General features: G+C 64.2%; 25 protein-coding genes. 15 read left to right on the top strand and 10 right to left on the bottom strand.

Translation table 11 applies throughout. The features are described from left to right. The first annotated feature begins 156 nt into the window (after positions 1–156). On the top strand, positions 157–1,158 hold the full coding sequence (lipP1, locus tag AB7C87_RS14620) for a LipP1 family hormone-sensitive lipase (RefSeq protein WP_369730221.1): 1,002 nt from the start codon (positions 157–159) through the stop codon (positions 1,156–1,158). Positions 1,159–1,237: 79 nt separating this feature from the next. Here lipP1 and AB7C87_RS14615 read toward each other — a convergent pair whose 3' ends face one another. Both AB7C87_RS14615 and AB7C87_RS14610 read right to left on the bottom strand, forming a co-directional pair. Next, complete coding sequence (locus AB7C87_RS14615; protein WP_369730220.1) at positions 1,238–1,831, bottom strand: DJ-1/PfpI family protein; 594 nt, start codon at positions 1,829–1,831, stop codon at positions 1,238–1,240. A 353-nt stretch (positions 1,832–2,184) separates the two neighbouring features. Next, the gene (locus tag AB7C87_RS14610) at positions 2,185–2,754 is read right to left on the bottom strand and encodes a DUF2391 domain-containing protein (protein ID WP_369730219.1); all 570 of its coding nucleotides are present in this window, start codon (positions 2,752–2,754) and stop codon (positions 2,185–2,187) included. Positions 2,755–2,911: 157 nt separating this feature from the next. Here AB7C87_RS14610 and AB7C87_RS14605 point away from each other — a divergent pair, with 157 nt between their 5' ends. Beyond that, positions 2,912–4,600 (top strand): aldehyde ferredoxin oxidoreductase family protein, encoded by a 1,689-nt coding sequence (locus AB7C87_RS14605; protein WP_369730218.1) that lies wholly within the window; start codon positions 2,912–2,914, stop codon positions 4,598–4,600. Positions 4,601–4,663: 63 nt separating this feature from the next. Here the strand turns inward: AB7C87_RS14605 and AB7C87_RS14600 are convergent, their stop codons facing one another. Beyond that, positions 4,664–6,787 (bottom strand): serine hydrolase domain-containing protein, encoded by a 2,124-nt coding sequence (locus tag AB7C87_RS14600; RefSeq protein ID WP_369730217.1) that lies wholly within the window; start codon positions 6,785–6,787, stop codon positions 4,664–4,666. 105 nt (positions 6,788–6,892) lie between these two features. Between AB7C87_RS14600 and AB7C87_RS14595 the strand changes: the two genes are divergently transcribed. Then, on the top strand, positions 6,893–7,234 hold the full coding sequence (locus AB7C87_RS14595; RefSeq protein ID WP_369730216.1) for a helix-turn-helix domain-containing protein: 342 nt from the start codon (positions 6,893–6,895) through the stop codon (positions 7,232–7,234). Between the two features lies 1 nt (position 7,235). Next, positions 7,236–7,568 carry a DUF7521 family protein gene (locus AB7C87_RS14590; protein WP_369730215.1) on the top strand — a complete coding sequence of 111 codons (333 nt, stop codon included), beginning with the start codon at positions 7,236–7,238 and terminating at the stop codon, positions 7,566–7,568. Positions 7,569–7,591: 23 nt separating this feature from the next. Here the strand turns inward: AB7C87_RS14590 and AB7C87_RS14585 are convergent, their stop codons facing one another. Next, a complete protein-coding gene (locus tag AB7C87_RS14585) occupies positions 7,592–7,927 on the bottom strand; it encodes a hypothetical protein (protein WP_369730214.1) in 336 nt (111 codons plus the stop codon). 388 nt (positions 7,928–8,315) lie between these two features. Between AB7C87_RS14585 and AB7C87_RS14580 the strand changes: the two genes are divergently transcribed. Then, positions 8,316–8,555, top strand: coding sequence for a hypothetical protein (locus tag AB7C87_RS14580; RefSeq protein ID WP_369730213.1), 240 nt, complete (start codon positions 8,316–8,318; stop codon positions 8,553–8,555). Between the two features lie 249 nt (positions 8,556–8,804). Then, the gene (locus AB7C87_RS14575) at positions 8,805–8,954 is read left to right on the top strand and encodes a hypothetical protein (protein ID WP_369730212.1); all 150 of its coding nucleotides are present in this window, start codon (positions 8,805–8,807) and stop codon (positions 8,952–8,954) included. Between the two features lie 134 nt (positions 8,955–9,088). On the opposite strand, the gene AB7C87_RS14570 is transcribed toward AB7C87_RS14575, so the two are convergent. Further along, the gene (locus AB7C87_RS14570; protein WP_369730211.1) at positions 9,089–10,225 is read right to left on the bottom strand and encodes a thiolase family protein; all 1,137 of its coding nucleotides are present in this window, start codon (positions 10,223–10,225) and stop codon (positions 9,089–9,091) included. A gap of 147 nt (positions 10,226–10,372) precedes the next feature. Here AB7C87_RS14570 and AB7C87_RS14565 point away from each other — a divergent pair, with 147 nt between their 5' ends. Then, positions 10,373–11,230: a DUF5806 family protein gene (locus AB7C87_RS14565; protein ID WP_369730210.1), complete on the top strand. Its 858-nt coding sequence runs from the start codon at positions 10,373–10,375 to the stop codon at positions 11,228–11,230. Between the two features lie 12 nt (positions 11,231–11,242). Here AB7C87_RS14565 and AB7C87_RS14560 read toward each other — a convergent pair whose 3' ends face one another. The 3 genes from AB7C87_RS14560 to AB7C87_RS14550 all read right to left on the bottom strand — a co-directional run bounded on the left by AB7C87_RS14560 (position 11,243) and on the right by AB7C87_RS14550 (position 13,384). Continuing rightward, a complete protein-coding gene (locus AB7C87_RS14560; protein WP_369730209.1) occupies positions 11,243–11,890 on the bottom strand; it encodes a hypothetical protein in 648 nt (215 codons plus the stop codon). An 88-nt stretch (positions 11,891–11,978) separates the two neighbouring features. After that, positions 11,979–12,566 (bottom strand): DUF7529 family protein, encoded by a 588-nt coding sequence (locus AB7C87_RS14555; protein WP_369730208.1) that lies wholly within the window; start codon positions 12,564–12,566, stop codon positions 11,979–11,981. An 83-nt stretch (positions 12,567–12,649) separates the two neighbouring features. Beyond that, complete coding sequence (locus AB7C87_RS14550; protein ID WP_369730207.1) at positions 12,650–13,384, bottom strand: lipoyl protein ligase domain-containing protein; 735 nt, start codon at positions 13,382–13,384, stop codon at positions 12,650–12,652. A gap of 69 nt (positions 13,385–13,453) precedes the next feature. Between AB7C87_RS14550 and AB7C87_RS14545 the strand changes: the two genes are divergently transcribed. Next, complete coding sequence (locus AB7C87_RS14545; protein WP_369730206.1) at positions 13,454–14,353, top strand: DUF8155 domain-containing protein; 900 nt, start codon at positions 13,454–13,456, stop codon at positions 14,351–14,353. Positions 14,354–14,424: 71 nt separating this feature from the next. Next, positions 14,425–14,856: a methylated-DNA--[protein]-cysteine S-methyltransferase gene (locus AB7C87_RS14540; protein WP_369730205.1), complete on the top strand. Its 432-nt coding sequence runs from the start codon at positions 14,425–14,427 to the stop codon at positions 14,854–14,856. A gap of 10 nt (positions 14,857–14,866) precedes the next feature. Here AB7C87_RS14540 and AB7C87_RS14535 read toward each other — a convergent pair whose 3' ends face one another. Beyond that, positions 14,867–16,306, bottom strand: coding sequence for a serpin family protein (locus AB7C87_RS14535; RefSeq protein ID WP_369730204.1), 1,440 nt, complete (start codon positions 16,304–16,306; stop codon positions 14,867–14,869). Between the two features lie 193 nt (positions 16,307–16,499). On the opposite strand from AB7C87_RS14535, the gene AB7C87_RS14530 reads away from it, so the two are divergent. Then, positions 16,500–16,985, top strand: coding sequence for a PaaI family thioesterase (locus tag AB7C87_RS14530; RefSeq protein WP_369730203.1), 486 nt, complete (start codon positions 16,500–16,502; stop codon positions 16,983–16,985). A 184-nt stretch (positions 16,986–17,169) separates the two neighbouring features. On the opposite strand, the gene AB7C87_RS14525 is transcribed toward AB7C87_RS14530, so the two are convergent. Then, on the bottom strand, positions 17,170–17,313 hold the full coding sequence (locus AB7C87_RS14525; RefSeq protein ID WP_369730202.1) for a hypothetical protein: 144 nt from the start codon (positions 17,311–17,313) through the stop codon (positions 17,170–17,172). Between the two features lie 283 nt (positions 17,314–17,596). Between AB7C87_RS14525 and AB7C87_RS14520 the strand changes: the two genes are divergently transcribed. From AB7C87_RS14520 to nosZ, 5 genes are all read left to right on the top strand, one after another. Continuing rightward, entirely contained in the window at positions 17,597–18,859 is a 1,263-nt protein-coding gene (locus AB7C87_RS14520; protein WP_369730201.1) for an amidohydrolase family protein, read from the top strand. A 428-nt stretch (positions 18,860–19,287) separates the two neighbouring features. Then, complete coding sequence (locus AB7C87_RS14515; RefSeq protein ID WP_369730200.1) at positions 19,288–19,575, top strand: hypothetical protein; 288 nt, start codon at positions 19,288–19,290, stop codon at positions 19,573–19,575. Between the two features lie 71 nt (positions 19,576–19,646). Continuing rightward, positions 19,647–20,162 carry a DUF7437 domain-containing protein gene (locus tag AB7C87_RS14510; protein ID WP_369730199.1) on the top strand — a complete coding sequence of 172 codons (516 nt, stop codon included), beginning with the start codon at positions 19,647–19,649 and terminating at the stop codon, positions 20,160–20,162. A 6-nt stretch (positions 20,163–20,168) separates the two neighbouring features. Next, the gene (locus AB7C87_RS14505) at positions 20,169–20,714 is read left to right on the top strand and encodes a PIN domain-containing protein (protein ID WP_369730198.1); all 546 of its coding nucleotides are present in this window, start codon (positions 20,169–20,171) and stop codon (positions 20,712–20,714) included. 385 nt (positions 20,715–21,099) lie between these two features. Next, the gene (gene nosZ / locus AB7C87_RS14500) at positions 21,100–23,001 is read left to right on the top strand and encodes a TAT-dependent nitrous-oxide reductase (RefSeq protein ID WP_369730197.1); all 1,902 of its coding nucleotides are present in this window, start codon (positions 21,100–21,102) and stop codon (positions 22,999–23,001) included. Positions 23,002–23,017 lie beyond the last annotated feature (16 nt).

The raw sequence follows: 23,017 nt of genomic DNA, 5'->3' as shown, positions 1-23,017 counted from the left end.
TCTCCGTGACCTTGCTGTGGTCACGACCCGGGTTCGATTCCCAGCCAGCACAAGATTCCACTCGCGACAAGTGGACGTGACGTAGAGGACAGGTCGCGGCGAGGGTAAGCTACAACCCCCTCAGGACCGACTGTATTGTCGAACGACAATTCACCCATGGCAGACCTGCGCACAGAGGATCCGAACCCCGAGCTGGTCCCGGCATTGAACCCCACTCCACTCGAGCGACTGGTGTGGAACGTGACCGCAGTCGACGACGATCGGATGCTTCGTTCCAGGTCGCGGATCAAAGCGGTGCGAGCGTTGCGGTCGGTGCTGTCCGACGAGCCGGCGAATTTGCCCACGGTGGACTACGTCGATGAGTTCGCCGTGGCTGGACCGGGACGAGACGTCCCGGTTCGCGTGTACGTCCCGGACGGCGTGGGGGAGACGCCACCGTGTCTGGTGTACTTCCACGGTGGCGGCTGGGTGCTCGGCGGCCTCGATTCCCCGGAAGGCACGCTCCGACACCTTGCCAACCACGTCCCCTGCGTCGTCGTCTCCGTCGGGTACCGCCTCGCGCCCGAACACCCCTTTCCCGCCGGAGTGGAAGATTGCTACGCGGCGACCAAATACGTCGCGTCCAATCCTGAGATGTTCGGCGTGGATCCGGACCGGATCGCCGTTGGCGGGCGATCTGCGGGCGGAAATCTCGCTACGGCGGTCGCGTTGCTGGCACGCGAGCGAGGGGGCCCCGCGTTGGTCCACCAGGTCCTCGACGTGCCCATCACCGACCGCTCGTTCGACACCGACTCCTATTCCGAGAACGCGACTGGCTATCTGCTCACGCGCGAGAAGATGGGCTGGTTCTGGCGGTGGTACCTCCAGACAGACATACACGACACGAATCCATACGCTGCACCGCTTCGAGCGGAGTCACTCGATGGACTCCCCTCTGCGACGGTCATTACGGCAGGATTCGATCCCTTGCGCGACGAGGGAATCGCCTATGCGAACCGGCTCGCGGACGAGGGCGTGGGGGTCCGCCTACACAACTATCCGGACATGATTCACGGTTTCACCGGGGAAGCCTACGGTGCCGGCCTGTCCCGTAGCTTCGAGGCACTGGACGAGATCGGTGACCGCCTCCGCTCGGCGTTTGCCGATCCGCCCTCGTAGTGGAACGACGCTACCGGGTCGCGTCGTGACAACGTTCGGGGTCGCGTCGTGGCAATGTTCCAGTGAAGCGTCGACGCGATCAGTCGTCTGCCGGCGCGACCTCCTCGTGTCGGATCTCGGTCCCGAGCATCTCGAGGAAGATCGACAGGATCTCCGGATGGTCGTCCCACCCCTGGGCCGTCACGAGGTTGCCGTCGCGGGTGACCTCGTCCACCCAGGCGCCACACCCTGCGGCCTCACACTCGGAGCGCAGTGCAGGATACGACGTCATCTCGTATCCGTCGACGACGTCGGCAGCGCTGAGAATGTGCTGGCCGTGACACAGCGCCCCAACCGGCTTGTTCGCGTCGAAGAAGTGCTGGACGGTCTCTAGGACCTCGTCGTACGTTCGGAGGTACTCGGGTGCGCGCCCACCCGGTAAGTATAACGCGTCGTACTCGACGGGGTCGACATCGGCGAGCGTCGCGTTCAACTCGAAATCGTGTCCTCGTTCCTCTATGTACGTCTGATCGCCACGGAAGTCGTGGATCGAGGTCTTGATCCGATCGCCCGCTTCCTTGTCTGGACAGACCACGTCGACGTTGTGGCCGACCATCTCCAGGCCCTGGTACGGTACCATGACGTCGTAGTCCTCGCCGAAGTCCCCGGTGATGAGTAGGATGTCTTTGGACATTGGGTTCACCTATCACATGACACGTGGTGAACGCTTAATAATTATGTAGTTACTCACTACACGAAGCGAACGAATCGCACTATCCAGCAGTTGAAACGACGCTGTTGGGCGAATTCTGTAGCCGAAACGAGGTGGTCGCTGTAGTCCACGTCGGACCCTGGATTCCGCTTTCCGGAGTGCAAAGTGCGGTATACTCGGCTCACCAGAGGATTACGAGTGCGAGTTCCCCGAGCCTCCGCCCTCGAGAGTCCGAAATAGAAATCCGAGTTCCGATCAATGACGCTGAACCGGTCGGAGGCGATTTCGTAGCTGGTCGCAGTCGTTCGTCCGGCAACTCGGGACAGCAATCCGTCTCAGTGCTCGCCGGGGAGGATGTCGCCGAGCGAGCCACCGATCGCCATCGCGGTGAAGATCACCGACACCTGACAGAGGCTCACCCAGGGATCGGCCCAGTCGACCCGTCCCCACAGCGTCATCATCGCCGCGGCAGTCGCGAACGCGATGGCGAGGACCCACACCGGACGTCGCGGAATCACGCCAAGGTACGGATCCGTGATGCGGACGTCGCGAAAGTCCGCGACGTAGAGGATTCCGACGACCATCGCGACGGCGAGTCCGACGTTCACGGCGAAGAACGTGGGCGTTTCCGCGAGGAACTCGCCGATTTCGATAACGCCGTCCTCGACCAGCAGGGGCATTCCGATAACGACGCTCCCGACGAACGCCTCCGCCTTGTCCCTGCTGGAGAACTCGGTGATGACCCTGCTGACGGTTCCGTTGTGGGAGAGCCGATCGACCACCTTCATCGTCCGGCGGACCTCCGTCCGTTCGGCTGGGTCGTCGACCGTCTCCTCGAGCGTCTCGAGTTGATCGTAGAGGTCGGTCATCGTCGCATCCCCCGGCCCGTCGTCTGCCTCGAGCATGCGAAGTCGCTCTCACTCGCGAACTATATACTGTTGGACTCGGGTCCGGCCTGCCGTCGGGTCGTGAGCACGACCGCGCCGTCGGTCACTAAAACTAACATGATCGAACATCCGGAACCGACATCGTTTTGCGTCTACGGGTGTCACTCGTGCGCATATGAAACACGTCCAGGGACCGCTGTGTACGGTAAACGTCGGCGAGCGTTCGGTCGAGACCGAATCGATCGACGACGTTCTCGAGCGCTCGATCGGCGGTCGGGGGCTCTCGACCAGACTCGCCCACGATCGAATCCCGTTCGACGCCGATCCGCTGGGGCCGGAGAATCGGCTGTACCTCGCGACGGGACCGCTCCAGCACTCGACGATGAGCTTTACCGGGCGGATGTCGGCGACCGCGCTGTCGCCGTTGACCGACGGCTTGCTCTCCTCGAACGCCGGCGGCTTCCTTTCGCGAAACTTCACCGGCACGGGCTACAGCGCCCTCGAGGTCACCGGCGAGAGCGACGAACTCGTGATCGTCCACGTCACCGACGAGGGCGTCGAGTTCGAACCCGTGCCCGAACTGGCGGAGGCGACGGTCTTCGAGACCTGTGAGTACGTCGAGGACGAACACGATCTCGGTGCCGATCACACCGTCGTCGTCGGTCCCGCCGGCGAGAACGAAGTGCGCTTTGCCTCGATCATGACGTCGAAAGAGCGGGCGTTCGGTCGCGGCGGCCTGGGTGCCGTCCTGGGGTCGAAGGGGATCAAGGCGATCACGTTCGACGGCGACTCGACGAACGAAGTCGAGATTCCGCCGATCCAGATGGAGATCCACGGCGAGGCCGCCCAGTCGGATCACATCATGAAACGCCAGGGAACCTCGTCAGTCGCGGCCTACGCCGACAGCGTCGAGGCCCTGCCGACGCGGTACTTCTCGGAACTCTCCTTCGAGCACATCGACGACATCGACGGCGACCGCATCGAGGAAAAAAAGTACAAGAAAGGAACCTGTTCGGCCTGTGCGTTCGCCTGCAAACTTCCGACGAAAGACGAAGAAACCGGCCTCGAGACCGAGGGGCCGGAGTACGAGACGCTGATGGCCTTCGGGTCGAACTCCGGCGTCGACGACATCGTCGACGTGATGAAATCGAACAAGCTCTGTGACGAACTCGGGCTCGATACCATCTCCGCGGGCGACGTCGTCGCGGCCTACCTCGCGAGCGAAGACGAGTTCGGCAACGCCGACCTGATTCACGAAACCGTCGAGAAGATCGCCTACCGCGAGGGGATCGGCGACACGCTCGCGGAGGGAGTCGACCGGATTCACGACGAACTCGGCGTCGAGAACTGGACGGTAAAGGGAATGGAGTTTTCGGCCCACGACGGGCGCACCCTGAACGGCCAGGGGCTCGCCTTCGCCACCTCGAATCGCGGCGCCGACCACATGTACGCCGAGTTCTACCCATACGAGTACCCGCTGGTCGACGCCGAGAAGGCGTTCGAAAAGGAGGGACTCGAGGGCAAGCCACCGAAGATCATCGAACTCGAGAACGTCAACGTGATCAAGGACAGCGCCGTCCTCTGTAAGTTCTCGCGGAGCTTCGTCGACGAGGAGCGACTCGCGAGCCTGCTCGACGCCGACTACGACGAACTACTCGAGATCGGAAGCGAGATCGTCGCCCTCGAACGTCACTTCAACAACCAGCGCGGCTTCGACCGGAACGACGACGCGCTCCCCTACGACGATCAGATCCCCGGCTTCGAGGAGGGACTCTCCGAGTACTACGATGAACGCGACTGGAACGACGACGGGACGGTTCCCGACGGAGCGGTCGACGAAAGCGGCGTTCCGGCCGACGACTGATCGTCGGTCGACTCGTTTTTCGGCCGTCAATTCGGTTCGTTGCGTGTCCGGTCGCTGTCGAGTTCACAGGCCCAGAAGGCCGAGCTGGAACAGCTGCCACGTGAACGCGACTCCGAGGACGGCGAGCGCCGTCTGGTGGATGCGCCCCCGCCTGCTCCAGTAGCCGTCGTACCACGCGAGGGCGGTTCCGACCGCGGTCGCAACTGCGAGCGCCGCGACGAACGGGGGGAGCGCGAGTGCGACGCGTAGCGCGAGCGGCATCGTGACGAACGCGAGTTCGCCCGCAGTCCCGAACGCCGCCAAGAACAGTCCGACGAACGCGAGCGAGACGACACACAGCGCGACGCCCGCGGCTCGAGCGAGCCACGATCGACTGCGGAACCGCGACTCGAGTCGCCCGCGGATCGCACTCGTAGTGGTGGCGTCCGCCTCGCCGCCTGGGCTCCCGTTCACGTCGCCGCTCGCTTGCGTTCGATACCGGCGCCAACCGCGCCATGCGGCGAGACCGATCCAGCCCAGGATCGACAGGGCGAAGCCGGCGAGTGCGGCGCCGACGGTCGCACCGACGACGGCCGTCCGCTCGTGGGTCGCGACCGGGTCGAACGTCGCCATCGGCGCGCTGTTCAGGTGGACTGCCTCGACCGTCCCGCCGTCGACCTCGGCGACGAGCACGTCGTCGCCGTCGACCTCCTGATAGACGTACGGCTCGGTTTCGACCCACTCTTGCTCGTCGAACCCGAGCGTGTGGCTCTCGAGGCGGCCGTCGTCGGTCGCGTCGATCGATAGCCGGGTGACGACGCCGAGTGCCTGCTCGGGCCCGTCGTCCGGCACCATCGAGAGTTCGTACTCGCCGTCGACCGTCTCCGCGCGCTCGAGCGCGCGTTCGTCCCCGTCAGTGCTCTCGGTCGAGTCCTCGGAGGCCGTCGGTTCAGACGTGAGGTCGTACGCCGCCAGTACGTCACCAACGGCGTCCTCGGGTAGCGCCTCCTCGTTCCGGACGTTGTACGACACGAAGACGCCGACGTCCTCCTCCGGCGCGAGGACGAGCTTGGTGGTCTCGTGGACCGTGCCGCCCGAGTGGGCGATCAGGTCGTCCTCGGGCGGGCCGTACTCGTAGAAGCCGTACCGCCAATCGGTGAGCGCGGGATGGCGCTCGTGGTGGACGTCGTGCATCGTCTCGGCCGTCTCCGGCTCGAGGATTCGGGCGTCGCCCGCGGCACCGTCGCCGAGGTGGGCGCTCATAAACGTCGCCATATCGGTTGCCGTCGCGCTCATCGAGCCGGCGGGCCGCCAGTTGATGTAGACCCGATCGTCGCGCTCGACGCCGTCGGCGGTCGGCATATGCGGCGCCGCGAGTTCGCCCGGCTGATCGTCGGGAACGGGCTGGGCGAAGGTGCTATGATCCATCTCGAGGGGCTCGAAGATCTCCGAATGGACGTACTGCTCGAAGGTGGTGTCGTGGGCTTCGGCGACGACGTGGCCGGCGAGCATCGTCCCCCAGTTCGAGTACCGCGGCTCCTCGCCGGGCGGGGAGACCCGATCGGGTTGAGTTTCGACCAGCGCCGTCTCGAGGCTGGTCACCTCGTCCGGATTCTCAACCATGCCCGGATTGAGCCTCGTGTCGAACCCGGCAGTGTGCGTGCCGAGGTGACGGAGCGTCACGGGCTCGTCGTACGTGTCGGATATCTCGACCTCGGAGTCCTCGAGGTAGGTGTTGACGTCCTCGTCGAGGTCGAGTGTCCCGTCCTCGACACCCTGCATCACGGCGGTCCAGGTCACGAGCTTGCCGACGGAACCGATCATGAACGCCGTCTCGTTCGCGCGGACCGGCTCCCCCGTCTCGATGTCGGCCTCGCCGTAGCCCTTCACGAGGACCGTTTCGTCGCCCTCGACGACGGCGACGGTCGCGCCGGGAACATCGTGTTTGGCCATCTCCTCGCCGATCAGGTCATCGACCAGCGCCTCGAGTTCCTCGGGGTCGTCGAACACCGCCTCGTCGGACGGAGTGTCCGTTTCCTGCACTCCGGTCGGCGCATTCGCGGCCGACGCCGGGCCGGAAGCCAGCACCGGGCCCGAAACGCCTGCAACCAGAAGCGAGACCACGACTGAAACCAGCAGAACGGCCGAAAGCGCCGACCGACCGACAGCTCGAATCCGGTCGGATCGGTCTGTGGGTAAGCGTCTCATCTCGTTCGTCACCTCGCACGGAACCGTCAAAGCGCCTCGAGCACGACTTCAGGGGGTGAAGTCGTCGTCACGCCTATATATCCACTCGCCCTGCACGTACCCATCGTGAGTGAGGAGCGTCTCGAGGAAGTCGCCGCCCTGCTGAAAGACGAGACGGCACGGCGCATCCTTACCGAAACGTACCGAGAACCCATGTCAGCGAACACGTTGAGCGAACGGTGTGGCGCGTCGAAACCGACCGTGTACCGCCGGCTCGAGGATCTGCGCCGGTGTGATCTCCTCGAAGAACGGACGCGTCCGGATCCCGAGGGGGGACACCACCACACGGTGTACGCGACGAACTTAGCGCGGATCGTCGTCGAAATCGACGACGACGGCATCGAGTTCCGGATCGATCGACAGGAGAACATGGCCGATCGGTTCACGCGGCTGATCGAGGGGATGTGAGATGCTCGAGGTACCACTGCAAGTACACGAGGTGTTTCGCGCCGATCAGTTCGAACTGGCGATGCTCGGGATTAACTTCCTGAAGGGGATCCTCGGGTTCGGGATCGCCTACATCGCCTACCGGGGCTACCGGCGAAACGAGAGTCGGCCCATGCTATACATCTCGACGGGATTTATCCTCCTCCTCGCCGTTCCGTTCGTCTTCTTCGCCGTCGCGATCTCGCTCGTTGCGGCGATCGGCCCGTCGCCGGTCGTAGAACAGGGGGTCGTCGCGGCCTCCGAGCTCAGTCAGGTGATCGGCTTACTCGTCATCGTCTACGCCCTCCGGATGTGAAAGAGCGGATCCGGCGATCCATCTCACCCGTCCGCGTCCTCACGCCTCTCCTCGTCTGAACCCTCCGCAGACGGGTCGCGCCCGTCCCCGCGCGATCGAAGCGGCGCGTCGTCCGCACGGGATGGGTGAATGTTGAAGTTGTGTTCCCTGTAGGGGTCGGTTTCCGGATCGTAGGACAGTTCGCTGCGCTCGAAGAGGTAGATGAAGAACCCGAAAAGCGGGATGCAGAAGGTGATCGCCGCCCACTTGCGCGGCGGCTCGAGCCCGACGCGGCCGGCGTCGTAGTAGGTAACCGCCGTCAGGCCGAGGTGCCACGCGAGCGGAATACCCACGATCACCGCGAGCAAGATCGCGTCCATATCGGACCTACGGCTCGAGCGTACTAAATTCACGGCTTGCTCGCCGAGTTGCCGTCCCCGTCTGGTTCGACGGATTGCCGTCCTGTCGGAAACGACGATCTCCAACTCTCCAGGGGAGTACCCCGAACCTACCGAGACAACGACCTCTTACGCGGCTCGAGACGATGCGGGTCCGCCCACCGGCCGTCGCCCAGTTGTATCAGGAAATTACGCATTCGACGGGGAAACGGCACCAACCGTTTATTCACGAATCGATCGAGGCGTCAATGCCCTGCTGGGCAAATCATCCATGATAGGTACGAATATCGATGGTTTCGGCCGTCGCATCGTCGTAACCGCCGTGATCGCTACGCTGTTTATCGCACTCACTGCCGCCACTGGAGCGGCAGTGATAGAGACCGATGAAACGACAGCCGACGTCACTGAGGAAACGACGACCGAGGAAACCATCTACGAGGATTCGGCCGAAACGAACACCGAGGAGACCACCGAAGAGGTCTCGGTAAGCACCGAATCCGAACTCGAGGAGAGTGACGAAACCGTCGCCGACGACGTTCTCGGCGAATCGCTCTTCGACGAACCGCTCTTCGACGAACCGCTCTTCGACGCGTCCTCGATCCTCGAGTAGCCCCGAAGCAGAGGGTTACTCGAGATCCCACTCTCGGCATGGGGCTCTCGAGACCGATGCAAGGCAAGCTCGTTCGAGACCCAATCACAACGACCCTTCGCAGTACTTGCAGGTTTCCTTCTCGGCGTCGAGTGAGGCGCCACAGGACGGACATTGGGGAACTCGCTGACGTCGCTGTTCAGGGCGACGTACCACACGTAGACGAGTGCAACGAGTGCGAACACGCCGACCAGTTCGAACGCCATCGAAATGAGGATCACCAGCCCCGACGACGAGCGTGATGATCGCCAGAAAGGCGACGACGAGCGCGACGACACCACTATCGCCATTATTGATCGATTTCTGGGGACGCTGAATCCCCTCCCTGCTCGCGCCTCCCGTTCGGTCGGCGTTCGCTGAGGAAGGGGGCTTAGCGCCTACTTTCAGCTAAAGCAGGTGTCAGGATTGTGTAAACACTGTTCCGCCTTCTCTCGCCGTCCGGCTGTCGGCCTCACCGACGGCCCGATCACGTTCCGAGTCGGCCGTCGGTTCGATCAGTCGACCTCGAGTTCGATCGCGGCCCCCTGCCCGAAGCCGACACAGAGCGTCGCGAGGCCGCGACCGCCGCCTCGCCGCCGGAGTTCGTGGATCAACGTCACCGGCAGACGCGCGCCGGAGGCGCCAAGCGGGTGGCCGATCGCGATCGCGCCGCCGTTGACGTTGAAAATGTCGGGATCGATGCCGAGTTCGTCCCGCGAGTAGACCGCCTGGCTGGCGAAGGCCTCGTTGAGTTCGACGAGATCGTAGTCGTCGATATCGTGACCGGTTCGCTCGAGCAAGCCCCTCGTTGCGGGAACGGGACCGATTCCCATCACGGTCGGATCGACGCCGGCGACGTTGTTCGCGCCGACCTCGGCGAGGATCTCGAGGTCGTGTTCCTCGGCGAAGGCCTCGCTCGTGACGAGCAACGCGGCCGCGCCGTCGGAGATCTGTGAGGCGTTTCCGGGGGTGACGGTGCCGTCGGATTTGAAGACGGTCGGCAGTTCGGCGAGTTTCTCGGCGGTCGTGCCGGGGCGAAGACCTTCGTCTTCCGAGACGGTGCCGTCTTCCGTTTCGATCGGGACGATCTCGTCTGCGAGCCGTCCGTCCTCGGTCGCCTCGACCGCACGCTGTTGGCTCTGTGCGGCGTACTCGTCTTGAGTCTCGCGACTGACGTCGTACCGTTCGGAGACCGTCTCCGCGGTCATGCCCATCTGAAGTTCGCCGATGTTGTAGAGGTCGGCCATCCGTGGATGGACGTTGTGCGTGTTCTCGCCCATCGGAACGCGGCTCATGTTCTCGACGCCGCCCGCGATGACGGCGTCACGGTTACCCGCCGCGATCGCGTCCGATGCCGATATTAGCGCCTGCATCGAGGACGCACACCAGCGGTTGATCGTCGTCGCGGGGACGCCCTCGCCGAGTTCGGAGAGCAACGCGATGACCCGGGCGACGTTGTTCCCCTGCTCGCCGCGTTGCTGTGCACAGCCCCACAGCAGATCGTCGATCTCCTCGCCAGTGAGGCCGGTCTCGGCGAGAATCTCGTCGATCAACGGCACCGAGAGATCCTCGCTCCTCACGTCCGCGAACGCGCCGTCCTCTTTTCCTTGTGGCGTCCGTACCGCCTCGACCACGACCGGATTCTGTGACATGACCTAGCGAACACCGCTCACGGACTTAAATCCGGGAGAACCTCACGAAACTCGAGTCCAGTTTACAGTTGAACACCGTGCCCGGTCCGGAGACCACGGACGAGGCCGAGAACAATCCTTATCCCACACGTCTCGGAATAGACCTCCATGAGCCACGGACCCGACACACCGGAGTCGGAACGACCATCGCCGTCCGACTCGAGTGCAGACGGCGAGGAGCGTCGAGCGTCGACCGGGAAGGAAGGCGACGACGAGGGAGCAAGTGGGCCCGTCGAGAGCGAGCGAGCGAACGCCGACCGGGCGTCGACCGGCGTGGCCTCGAGGTCCGACGAATCCAGCGACGATACCGAACCCGACAGCACTGACGACACCACGGATATCGAGGCCGACAACACTGACGGCGCCGTGGATACCGAGGCCGAAAGCGCTGGCGACACCACGGATTCCGACACCGACCCGGAGGACGGCGGACCGATGCCCGGCGTTCCGGATCCCGAACCCGAGGAGTCGGACGTTCCCGAAGACGTCCAGAAGTACGCTCGGTTCACGAAGATGGACGGCGCCCAGTACGATCGGGTCAACGAGTTCCTGCGCGATCGGACGTACGTCACCGCCCGCGAGTGGGCGATCGCCCGCCTCTGTGCGGACTTCCGAACGGAGACCGGCGTCGAGATGACCAAGATCGGCGAGAACCTGCCCGAACTCGTGCCGTTCATGACCGACACCTACACGCCACAGGCGGTCAACCAGGCACGATCCTCCTTCGAGGAGAAGGTCAGAAAATCGGGCGCAACGTTTCTCTACGGCGCGATGTGTGATTTCTTCACCGCCGAGGAACTCGACGACGTGATGTACGAGTCGACCGAGGTCGCCAAATTCCTCTTAGAGGTTGAGGGCGTCGACCTCTCCGTCGACGAGGAACTCGAGGCCGAAGAGCGCATCTCGAGCGTGATGCGCGAGGTTCGCGAGGCCAGCGAGGAACTCAGAGAACGGGACGAGGAGTAGCGGACGACAGCCTCAGTCCGATTCGGCGTCCGCCGACGCAGTTTCCGTGATCGACTCGAGAAGCGTCAGGTCGAACCCCCAGGTGTGGTCGTCCACGCCGTACTGGTCTGATTCGAACCGGTACGTTCCCGCGGGCATACAGCCATCCGCGTCGGGATGAGCGAGCAGGTAGTAGGTGAGGTAGAGACCCCCGCTCGCGTCGAGCGTGACCGAACCTCCCTCCCCCTCGGCGTACTCGAGCACCGACTCGAGGAGCCAGGACGACGCCCGCCAGCAGTCGCCGTCGACGTGTTCGCCTCTCGTGTCGTCGCCTTCGATGAGGATCGGTTCGAGGACGAGCCGATCGCCGCTTTCGTTCTCACCGATGCGTCCGGAAAACGGCGGATCGGGGCCGGTTTCGACCGTCTGAGCGAAGCTCGTCGCACCGTCGCCAGCGTGATTGTACATCGTGATGTTCAGTTTCGCCGGTGACTCCGCCGTCGCCCCCTCCTCGACCTCGACGCCGAAGCCGATATCGACCGCCTCGAGTGCGTCGTCGGTTTCGATCTCGATTCCGTATTCGGGCTCGCTGTCGTCGTCACCGGTCGGTATCGAGGCCAGACAGCCCGCCGTCGCAACCGAACCCGCGCCGACCGCCGCGAGTATCGCCCGTCGGTTCATACGACACGAACGTATCGGCGTAAAATAAACGCCTCGAGATAGATAGAAAAGAATCGTGTGCGACCGGGGCCGTTTCACGTCGATTCAGCTACTTCGGTTCCCAGTCTTCGACGTCGGCTTCCTCGAGAAACAGCGACGGATCGTCGTGGGAGAACGTCACCCACTCCGCCGGGTCGCCGTCGGTGGGCGGTTCGGAATCCGAACCTCCGGCGTCCGCCGACTCGTTCGAGCCCGCGGATCGGACGTGAACGAGTAACTCCCCCTCGAGCAACGCCGCCTCGAGGACAGAGCGAGCCTCGTCGACGGAGTACGTCAGCGGCACGCAGACCGCGGTCTCGCTCGCCGCGTCGCGTTCGACCGCCAGGGCGAATCGGCGGTCTGCACCCGCCGCCGGCCGATAGTACACCTCGGCGTCCGCGAACACCACGTCGTCGTTCTCGATCAGCGCCTCGAGGAGGCCGTACTCGACGTCGGATACCCGAACGTCGAAGCCGACCCGTCCTTCGCGTTCGCTCGGCACGACGTCGACCGGTTCGAGAACGACGGCGTCCCAGCCGTCTTCACGGTACTCCTCGGCGATCGACGCCGCGTCCTCGAGCAACTCGGTCCAGGTCGGATCGGTCGTGGGTACGTCGTCGGCCGACGGCGATCGGTCCGGTCCGGATCGTGGTGACATACTCGAGTCAGAGGCGGCCGAGCCCCGAAAACGTTGCTGGTGGGACACCACTGGAATCGGATCGGCGCTTCCTCGAACGGTGACTACGGTGGATCGTCCGCGAGAGCCGCGACCGATCGAACCCTCGGGCGTTCGTCGGCGACGAGCGCCGTCTCGAGTGCCCTCCGAACGTCCGTCACCTCAATGCGTCCTTCGACCGAAAGCGCCCCGACGGCGTCGGAATCGAACGAGAGCTCGAGCGCCTCGTAAACCGTCTCGAGCACCCCCGCGAGTTCGTCCCGATTGGCGACAACGACGATCCCCGCCGTGACCGCCGCGTCCTGGCGAACCCGCTGGGCGATGCCGACGACCTTTCGCAGCCGTTCGTCCTCAGCGCGGGTCTCGCTCGAGGCCGGCATCGACAGCGAGTGCGAACCCGGACAGAACGCGTCGTCGGGCTCCCCGCGGACGGTCTCGAGTCCGAGCCTCGAGAGGGCGCGCTCGACGGCGGCGGTCGTCCGTTCGTAGCGATCGTCGAGACCCTCCCGGAAATCGTCGACGGGGTCCGCGCGGGCGAACGCGATCGTCGTCTCGCCGTCGTAGGCGACCGCCCGCCCACCGACCTCGCGCTCGACGGGCGGGAAACCGCGGTCTCGAGCGATCTCTCGCGCGCGGTCGAAGCCGCCCCTACGAACGTCTCGGCGGCCGAACGCCACCTGTCGGTGGGGAACCCAGACCCGGACTGCAGAGTCGCCGTCCACCCCGACGCGCTCGAGGAGGCGAGCGCTCGCCACACGGTCGGCCTCGATCGTCGGCGCGCGTCCGCGGTACAGCCGCATGCACAGGAGTTCGGGTCGACGACCCTAAACGCTCCCGTCCCGTTGACTCACGGGAGTGACGTCGACGGAATGACGGTCGTAGTTCCCGAATCAGTGCTGTCCGGATACGCGCGCTTTTCGCTGTACAACTCACCGTACCCCGCCCACAACCGCGGCTGTGCGATCGATCTCTATCCGGGGACGCTCGAGGGGGGACGGACGACGGCCGCTCCGAGTCCCGTCTCCGGCGTCGTCCGCGAGACGGCCTCGGTCCGTGCGCCGTCGAAACCCTACGCGCCCGCCCACGATCACCTGATCCTCGTCGACTGCGACGGTCCGCCCGAGCTCGAGGGGCTGGTCGCCCGTATCCTCCACGTCGAGCCGGCGGTCGAAGACGGCGACCGCCTCGAGGTGGGTGACTCGCTCGGCGACCTCATCCGCGCGGGCTTTTTCGCCCCCTGGGTCGACAACCACCTCCACGTCGGCTTTCGCCGTCCCGACCAGAACCTCCGACGGGCGACCGGGTCGCTCCCGCTCGAGTCGGGCGTCGAGATCCGCCCGCTTCCGTGGGACGGGACCGGGACTGTCGTCGCGAGCGGAGAGACGTACGCCGTCCTCGACGCGCCCGCACATCCGAATCCGGGGTCGGAGTTCGTCGGGATCGGAGTCGGTCGTGAGAACGGAGCCCCTGCCGACGGGTTCGCGGGCGTTCTCGACGGCGGGCTCCCCCACTACGACGGCGGCGGGGTTTTCCGCTCGAGCGCGCTCGAGGGGCCGGTCTTGATCGTCGGCGATCGAATCGGCGTCGTCGATGGCGACGACGGCCGGACGGTCGCCTGGGACGACGTCGTTGTGACGGCAAACGGCGACCCAGTCACGGGCCTCTCGACGTTTTGCGCTCGAGACGGCGGCTTCGGCGCGAAACTCGTCGAGAGGGATCACGGACTCGCGGTCGGCGACCGGGTTCAGGTTCGCGTTCGCCGCGAGTGAGATCACTTTCGGTTCGTGGCGGGTACTTATGCTCGCCGTTACGGAAACGGACGTATCGACGAGGAGACACCATGAACGTAGACGCATTCGGGAGTACGGTGACGATCGACGACGCGCTCGTCGCGGAACCAGCCGACGACGTTCGCAAACAGGTTCGCGAGTACGAACGCGGCGACCGCCGGACGTTCGACCTCGAGGTCGACCTCGCGGACGGGCTGGCGGGCGAGGTGATGGCCACCATGCTCGAGATCCCCTACGGCGAGACGCGCACGTACGGCGACCTCGCAGACGAACTCGAGACGGCGCCAGTCGCCGTGGGTCGAGCCTGCGCGCAAAACCCCGTCCCGGTGATCGTCCCCTGTCACCGCGTGGTCGGGAGCGACGGCGGCCTGCGGGGCTACTCGGCGGCCGACGGCGTGGCGACGAAGCGCCGGCTGCTCGAGTTCGAGGCCCGTAATCGGGGAGCAAGGCCGGCGCAGGCGCGGTTGACCGGCGAGTGGTGAGCCGACTCAGCTACCCCGTCTCGAGCGCCTCGCCGTCGACGACCCGGCCGACGAACAGCGGCGTCTCCGTCGGCCGATCCCGGATGTAAAAGAGAAACGGCCGGTCGACGGTCATCTCGACGCGCTCGGGTCCTTCGTCAGTTTCGACCACGACCGCGGTCGCGGCCGCGGCTTCGGTTCCCTCCTCGTCGACCTCGACGAAGCTCTGGTGGCGAATTTCGCCGATGAACAACCCTTCGCCGTCGTCCTCGAGCATTCCGCTGAAGTCCGCGCGCCCGCCGTCGAACGCCTGCTCCATCCCCAACTGCTGCATGGTGTCGACGAGACTGAACTCCGACTCGATGCCGAACTTCGGGAGTTCGAGGTCGACCCTCGCGCGGGAGGCTTCCTCGAGCATGATCGCGAGTCGGTCGACGGAGAACGACTCCTCGAAGGATTCGAACTCCCCCTCGGCGGGGCAGACGACGATCATACTCGTCTCGCCGTTTGCGTAGGGGAGTTCGACCAGCTGGTGGCCGTCGAGTTCGGCGTACCGGAACTCCTCGACCTGGGACATCATCTGGACGTCGCTCTCGGTGCCGTCGAGGCTCGCGAAGGGCTTCGGTTGGGTCCCCGCCTGGTCGAACTCGTACTCCCAGGCCGCGAGGAAGTAAACCGCGTTCGTCAGGACCATCCGGGTCGCCGGGTCGATCGAATCCTCCGGGAGGAGGTCCTCGATCCGGTCGTTGGTCCGCTCTTCGACCCACTCGTTGATCTCCCGGCGCGCCTCGTCGGGACTCTCAACGAAGTCGACCAGGTGCTCGCCGGCCCCGTAGTACGCCTCGAGCAACTCGAGATAGTCGTCGTCGAAAGGATACGTTTTCTCTGTCCAGACGGCGTTAGCACTCGAGAGCTGGAAGCCGAGGTCGTCCTCGTCCTCGTTTTCGTCCATCCACTCGGGCGTCTCCACCTCCTCACCGTCCTCGTTGCGCCGCTCGAACTCGGCCTCGAGCGCGCCGAAGGCGGCGTGGAGGTTCTCGCCCTCGAGGTCGTAGCGGAGGACGTCGGCCATCTCCTCGGCGGTCTCGCCGCGCGCACCGGCGTAAGTCATCGCCAGCGCGACGGAGATGCTGTACGGCGAGAAGAAGAGATTGTCGTCGGGCTCGTTCGTCCGGAGTTGCGCGAGCGCCTCGAGCGAGAACGCGACGTTGGCCCGTACCTGCTCGGCGAGGGCATCGATCTCGAGGTCGGGATCGGTGACGGGATCGATCTCGGGGAACTCGGGGGCCTCCCTGTCGAACTCGCTCTCGTCGCCGCCGTCCGCCTCGGTGCCGTCGGGATCGGCGGGGTCGGCGTCGTCGATCCCGTCGGTGTCGTCCGTTCCGCCGTTGCCGCCGTCGCTCGTACACCCTGCGGCGCTGGCGAGGAGGGCGCCGGTGAGCGCGAGCAGGGACCGCCTGTCGGGCGTCATACACGAACGGGCACGGGGGACCGGTAAACGCTTTGTGATGGGTGAAGGGGACGGCCAACCGTGCACCGAGGTCGCCGTGACGACACAGAGGCCGCGAAAATGGGTCAGCGCTTCCGTGGACCGAAATAAACGCTCGACAACTGAAAAGGCGAGAAGCGGTGCCATCAAGGGCGTCCCCGGTGGAGGGGGTTCCATGACCGACGATCTACAAACGGCGATGACGGAGTTCGACGACCTCGAGGAGGCCCTCCGGTACGTCGTCGAGGAACACCACGAGTTCCTCTCGTGGATCGGGACGACCGTCGACGACGTCGGCGACGGGACGATGACCCTCTCGATTCCCTACGACGAGAAGCTGACGAACGCGCGCCCGAACGGCCCGGCGGATCGACGGCCGGACATCAACGGCGGCGTCGCCGCCACGCTCATCGACACCGCCGGCGGGCTCTCCCTCCGGACGAAACTCGAGGACCCGTTCGGCGGAACCGTCTCGACGATCAACCTGAGCGTCAACTACCTCCGGCCGGCGACCGGCGACCTCACAGCGACGGCGGAGGTGGTTCGAGCGGGCTCGAGCGTCGGCGTCAGCGAGGTCGTCGTCGAGAGTACGACTCCTGACGGCGAGACGCGCGAGGTCGCGACCGGGCAGGGAGCGTTCCGGCTCTTCCGGAGTCAGTGATCCGTTGTCCGCGTCCGCCGACCTTCGATTTCTGGGCGGTTCGATTGACTCCACACTAAAGTGACAACTGCAACGATGTACACACCGCTCGCTATTCCGCGGTTCTCACTCATAGTTCGAAAATCGAAGATGTTCGTCATCACGAACGACCGCTGGTCGTTCGAACGACTTCTTGGCTCACGGGTCACGTTCGTTCCCCGTTCGCTTTCTCGCGGTTCTCGCTCACTTCGCTCACGGGTCGTTCCTCCCCGTTTGCATTCCCGCGGTTCTCGCTCACTTCGCTCACGGGTCGTTCCTCCCCGTTCGCATTCTCGCGGTTCTCGCTCACTCCGTTCGCTCCGAACCGCGCACGCTCCGAACCGCGCACGCTCCGAACCGCGCACGCTTCGAACCGCGCTTTTCGTCTGGCGATCGGGTGTGCAGTGACTGTCAGTGGCTACTATTGACTCCGTTTCGGCATTCTCGAGGGATATCGAAGGTCGCAGTATCGCACAACAGGCAGACGATAACGGGACTGTATTCCACGACAACATTCGTCTGCCTGAAGATGCGTGAATTAAGAGTCAACTACACGCATTAATCGTATACGCTGTTCTGTAGAGCTACAGGTTATGCCTGGTTCGTCCCCATCCTCCGACGATTCAACCCCCGACTCCGAGCCAGCCAGAGCAGACGCTGGCAACTCACTGTACTCAGAATTTCTCACGACGCGCCGGCGATATCTCGCGATAACAGGCATCGGACTCTCTGTAACCACTGCCGGGTGCGCATCTACTGATTCCGACGGATCGGCATCGAAGTCCGAAACCCCGGAGTCGACCGACGAGACGTCCGACATCCCGGAAATCTCCGAGACTGGCACAGAGACCGACGAAGACGGGCAGGAAACCGACGAAGACGAGCCGGGGGAAACCGAGCCGGAAACCGACGAAGACGAGCCGGGGGAAACCGAGCCGGAAACCGACGAAGACGAACCGGGGGAAGACGAGCCGGAAACCGACGAAGACAAACCGGGGGAAGACGAGCCGGAAACCGTCGACGACCTCCCGCTCTTCGACGCACACACGCACGTTATTCCGACGGAAGCCCGGGGAAACGACCCCCTCTTCGCCGAGCAGCTCGTCGAGTGGATGGATTCCAACGACGTCGACCGAGCGGTCGTCCTCGCGTTCGACGCTCCCGAAGCGTATCCCGTTCGAGCGCCGAGCGGGTGGGTGCTCGACGAGGTCGCTTCGTATCCCGACCGGCTCGTTCCCTTCTGCACGGTCGATCCGCGAGACGTCGACGGAACGGACGCTGCCGCCGACCGCCTCGAGCACTACATCGACCGCGGCGCTCGTGGATTCGGCGAGCTGAAAATGGCGATGGATATCGACGACGATCGCCTCGAACCGCTATACGAGCTCTGTGCAACCTACGAGTTACCGATCCTCTTTCACACCGATCGGCAGATGATGCGGGACGACGTCGGGCTCCCGCGACTCGAGAGTATCCTGGCGTCGTATCCCGAGGTCGATTTCGTCGCACACGCCCACGGGTGGTGGTCGCATATGTCCGCGGACGTCGAACCGCTGGATCTCGGGCGGATCCCGGAGGGACCGATCGAAGCTCCCGGCCGCGTCTGGGAGTTGCTCGCGGAGTACGACAACATCTACGGAGACATCTCCACACTCGGGGGATGGAACGCGCTCACGCGCGACGAAGCACACGGACAGGCATTCCTCGAGTCACACCACGAGCAACTCGTCTTCGGGACCGACTATCTCTTTCCCGGCCACCAGATTCCACACTTTGCTCTGTTCGAACAGTTCGATCTCGAGCTCGATGCGTGGGCGAATATTCGGCATCGAAACATCGAGAGCCTGCTTCGCTGAACCGACGTTCACTGTACTGAGCGATGATCGACTGTGCGATCGGAGCATTCGGACTACCGTGATCTCGACGGGGTCCACGCTGTCGACACCGCTTTTCTCCACCCATATTCCAGTAAATATATTACACTCCTTGAGTAACTGTCACAATGGAAGTCACCTCCACACGAAGACGCGGGGGCATGCGTACGAAATGCCCCGGGTGGTAGGAACACCCGAGACGTGGCTTCCATTGCGACTACAACGGATGCCATGCTTCCATTACTGCCACCGAGACAAAAAGGTCTCGCACGAGCGACCGGTATCGCAGACGACCAGCGTACGGAGTCCGTCGGCCGCGAGAACGCCGTCTCACGCTCGAGTCCACGCACCGATTCTCGCCCGGATTCACGGAGCGACGACGCTGGAGTCGACAGCCACCGGTGGTGTCGATGAGTTCGAGTCCCGACGGATCGGCCGACGACGCCTCGAACCTCGAGTCGTCCACTCTCAATTCCGACGAATCGGCCGACGACGCCGGCGATGTCGACGCCCACCCCATCTGCTATCGCTGTGATCGAGCCCTCGAGGGCGAGCGCTGGTTTCGCCTCGCCGCACGACCCGGCACCGGCGTCGCGGACGCCTACGAGACCGTGAGCCGACGCTGTTGTCCCGACTGCGTGGCCGCGATGGGGATGCTCGAGATCGTCGTCGATCCGCGCTCGAGGGACGCCGGCTGAGTTCGGCCTCGCTCCGAAGAGGACACCCTCGATAAGCTTTATTGTTATTTGCGTGCAATTCACAACTAGAGATGGCGACGAGAGAAGCGGAGTGGAAAACACCACTCGACACCGGCGGGGACGTATTCGAACTCCTCGGGAACGCCCGGAAAGCGTGGATCTACACGTATCTCCGGCACAATCCGGACGCGACCGTCGAGGATGTCGTCCAGACCCTCGAGATACCGCAACGAACGACCTACGAGTACGTCGACGACCTCGAATCCGCGGGGTTCATCGAGCAGTCGAACGAGGGACGGCCGGCGCATTACACCGCCGAAGAGATCGATCTCCACCTGGTACAGGGCAACGTCGAACGGGAGATCACGCCGGCGCTGATCGAAGCAATCGCCCGCCGAATGCGAGACGACGACGTCGATACCTACATCGACCGCCACGGATTGGACGGGCTCGCCGTTGCCCTCGAGTACGCTCGCGAGTACGTCGACGGGACGGTGACACACCGGATTATGGCCCGCGAGCAAGGGGTCAGTCCCCTGGAGGCGGGCATCATTTTGGATGCACTCCGTCCGATCGTCGAGGGCTGATCGAAGATGGGCGACGATGACGAAACTGTGTTCATCGACTCCTCTATCCTCATCAGCTGTGGCCGACGCGAGAGCACGCGGTTCCGGGCGTTGGGCCGTGAAGCCGACCGACGCGGTACGATCTTGCGGATACCGCCACAGGTCTACGCCGAAATGGGAGGTGAGACGTCGCTCGAGGAGTACGCGACCAGCGATTCTGCCGTAGACGAGGCGCTACGTGATGGGTGGATGACGGTCACTGAAAGTCCGTCGTACTCGGAACCGGACGTTTCACGGGTCATGGATCAGGCGCGGCGTTTCATCGCGACAGCCAGCGATCGATCCGAGGACGTCGTCGAAAAGACGGATACCGAAATCGTCGGTTTGGCACTCGAAACGCTCGTCGACGGCGCTGTTGACCGGGTGATCGTTGTAACGAACGATATCCCGCTCGGTGAAGCAACGGAGACACTGATTCCACGGTACGGATTCGACGACGAGCAGGTTTCGTGGCAGACCGGTGGTGAATTCGCTGGCGAACTCGCGACTGACTTCGTTCCCGAATTCGATTGATTTTCCGGGTTTTCAGTAGGACCGGTATCGCTCCTCCGAGGCCCAACTGCGGTTCCATCGCTGTGACCGATCCATCGAAGGCGAGGCGTTCACCCCGCAGACACGAGCGCCTGTGCCACCCAACCCGGCACCGGCGTCGCGGACGCCTACGAGACCGTGAGCCGACGCTGTTGTCCCGACTGCGTGGCCGCGATGGGGATGCTCGAGATCGTCGGCGACCGGAACCACGCCCGATTTAAATAGTCCCGGGCGAACCGGTTCCCCTGCTTTACTGGTCCTCGGGAATCTGAGACGGGCCTAATGTCGTGGTGTACGGAGTGACGTCTGTAGTCAGGCCCAGGTTCACCGGCAGGGTGCAACGACCGATCCCGACACACTCAGAACGATGACTCAATCCACATCCACAGGCGACAAATCGGCGACCGAACGGACGTCGGCCGACGACCGAGACCCCCTCTTCGCGCGAATCCCGCGGCGGGACTTCGTGAAGGCGGGTGCGGCCGCGGGGGCGATGGGGTCGCTCGCCGGCTGTACGGGGCTGTTGGATAGCGACGGAGACACGCAGGCGGCTGCCGACGTCGACGCGTCGGTCCCGCCCGGCGAACTCGACGACTACTACGCGTTCCTCTCGGGTGGACACTCGGGGGACATTCGCGTCTACGGCGTGCCGTCGATGCGCCAGATAATGCGAATCCCCGTGTTCAACGTCGAGAGCGCACGCGGCTACGGGTTCGACGACGAAACCCACGAGATGTTACAGGAGGCCGGCGGCTACACGTGGGGAGACACCCATCACCCGCGGCCGAGCCAGACCGACAACCAGTACGACGGCGAGTGGCTGTTCGTCAACGACAAGGCCAACGGCCGGATGGCCCGAATCGATTTGAAGTACTTCGAGACGGACGCGATCATCGACCTGCCGAACCACCAGGGAACCCACGGCGCGTGTATGCTGATGCCCGACAGCCGGTACGTCTTCGGCGTCGGCGAACTCCGGGTTCCGATCCCGAACGACGGGCGCGACCTGGACGATCCGAGCGAGTACGGCTCGACGCTCTCGGCGATGTCGCCGGATCCCTTCGACCACGAGTGGGACGTCCGCGTCGACTGCAACCTCGACAACGGCGACTCCGGGAAGGAAGGCGAGTGGTTCTTTACGACCAGTTACAACAGCGAGGAGGGCGTCACGGAGTCGGAGATGACCGCGGCCGACACGGACTACGTCGTCGCGTTCAACGTCCCCCGTATCGAGGACGCCGTCGAAGCCGGCGAGTACGACGAGGTAAACGGCGTCCCCGTCGTCGACGGCAGCGAGGACAGTCCGCTCAACGATGGTGACGAGCCGCTGGTCCGATACATCGACGTGCCGACGAACCCCCACGGCGTGAGCGTCACGCCCGACGGGCAGTACGCGATCGCCTCCGGAAAGCTCGACCCGACGTGTACGATCATCGAGATCGGCCAATTGAACGAGGTCGGCGACCCCAACGACGCCGTCGTCGGGCGGGTCAACGTCGGCAACGGCCCGCTCCACACCGCCTACGACGGCCGCGGCCACGCCTACACGACCCTATTTGTCGACTCACAGGTCGTCAAGTGGGATATCGAGGCCGCCGTCGACGCCGAGATGGGCTCCGAGGATCCAGTCATCGAAAAACACGACGTCCACTACAGTCCCGGCCACCTGATCGCCGCCGAGTCCTACACCGGCGATCCGCAAGGTGACTGGCTGATCGTCCTCAACAAACTCTCGAAAGACCGGTTCCTCCCCGTGGGGCCGGTGTTCCCCGAGAACGACCAGCTGTTCTACATCGGCGACGACGACGCCGGGATGGAACTGGTCAAGGACACGCCCACCTACCCCGAACCGCACGACGCCTCGATCGTCCGCGCCGACCGGCTCGATCCCGCCAGCGTCTACGACCCCGACGACCTCGAGTTGGACTTCATCTCGCCGTCCGACGAGGACAACTTCATCGAGCGCGACGGCGACCAGGTCCACGTCGAGATGTACAACCAGCGTAACCACTTCGGATTCTCCGATATCACCGTCCAGGAGGGCGACGAGGTGACGATTCGCTCGACGAACATCGAACAGGAAGAAGACATCCTCCACTCGCTCGCGATCCCCGAACACGACGTCAACGTCAAACTGGCACCACAAGAGACCCGCGAGGTGACGTTCACGGCGGACGAGCCGGGCGTCTACTGGATCTACTGTGCGTACTTCTGTAGCGCCCTCCACCTCGAGATGCGCTCGCGACTGCTCGTCGAGCCCGCCGACTAACCGCGGGCTCACGTTT

Source organism: Natrarchaeobius versutus (genome assembly GCF_041205745.1).
Taxonomy (GTDB): Archaea; Halobacteriota; Halobacteria; order Halobacteriales; family Natrialbaceae; genus Natrarchaeobius; species Natrarchaeobius versutus.
This window is presented reverse-complemented; position numbering and strand designations above follow the sequence as displayed.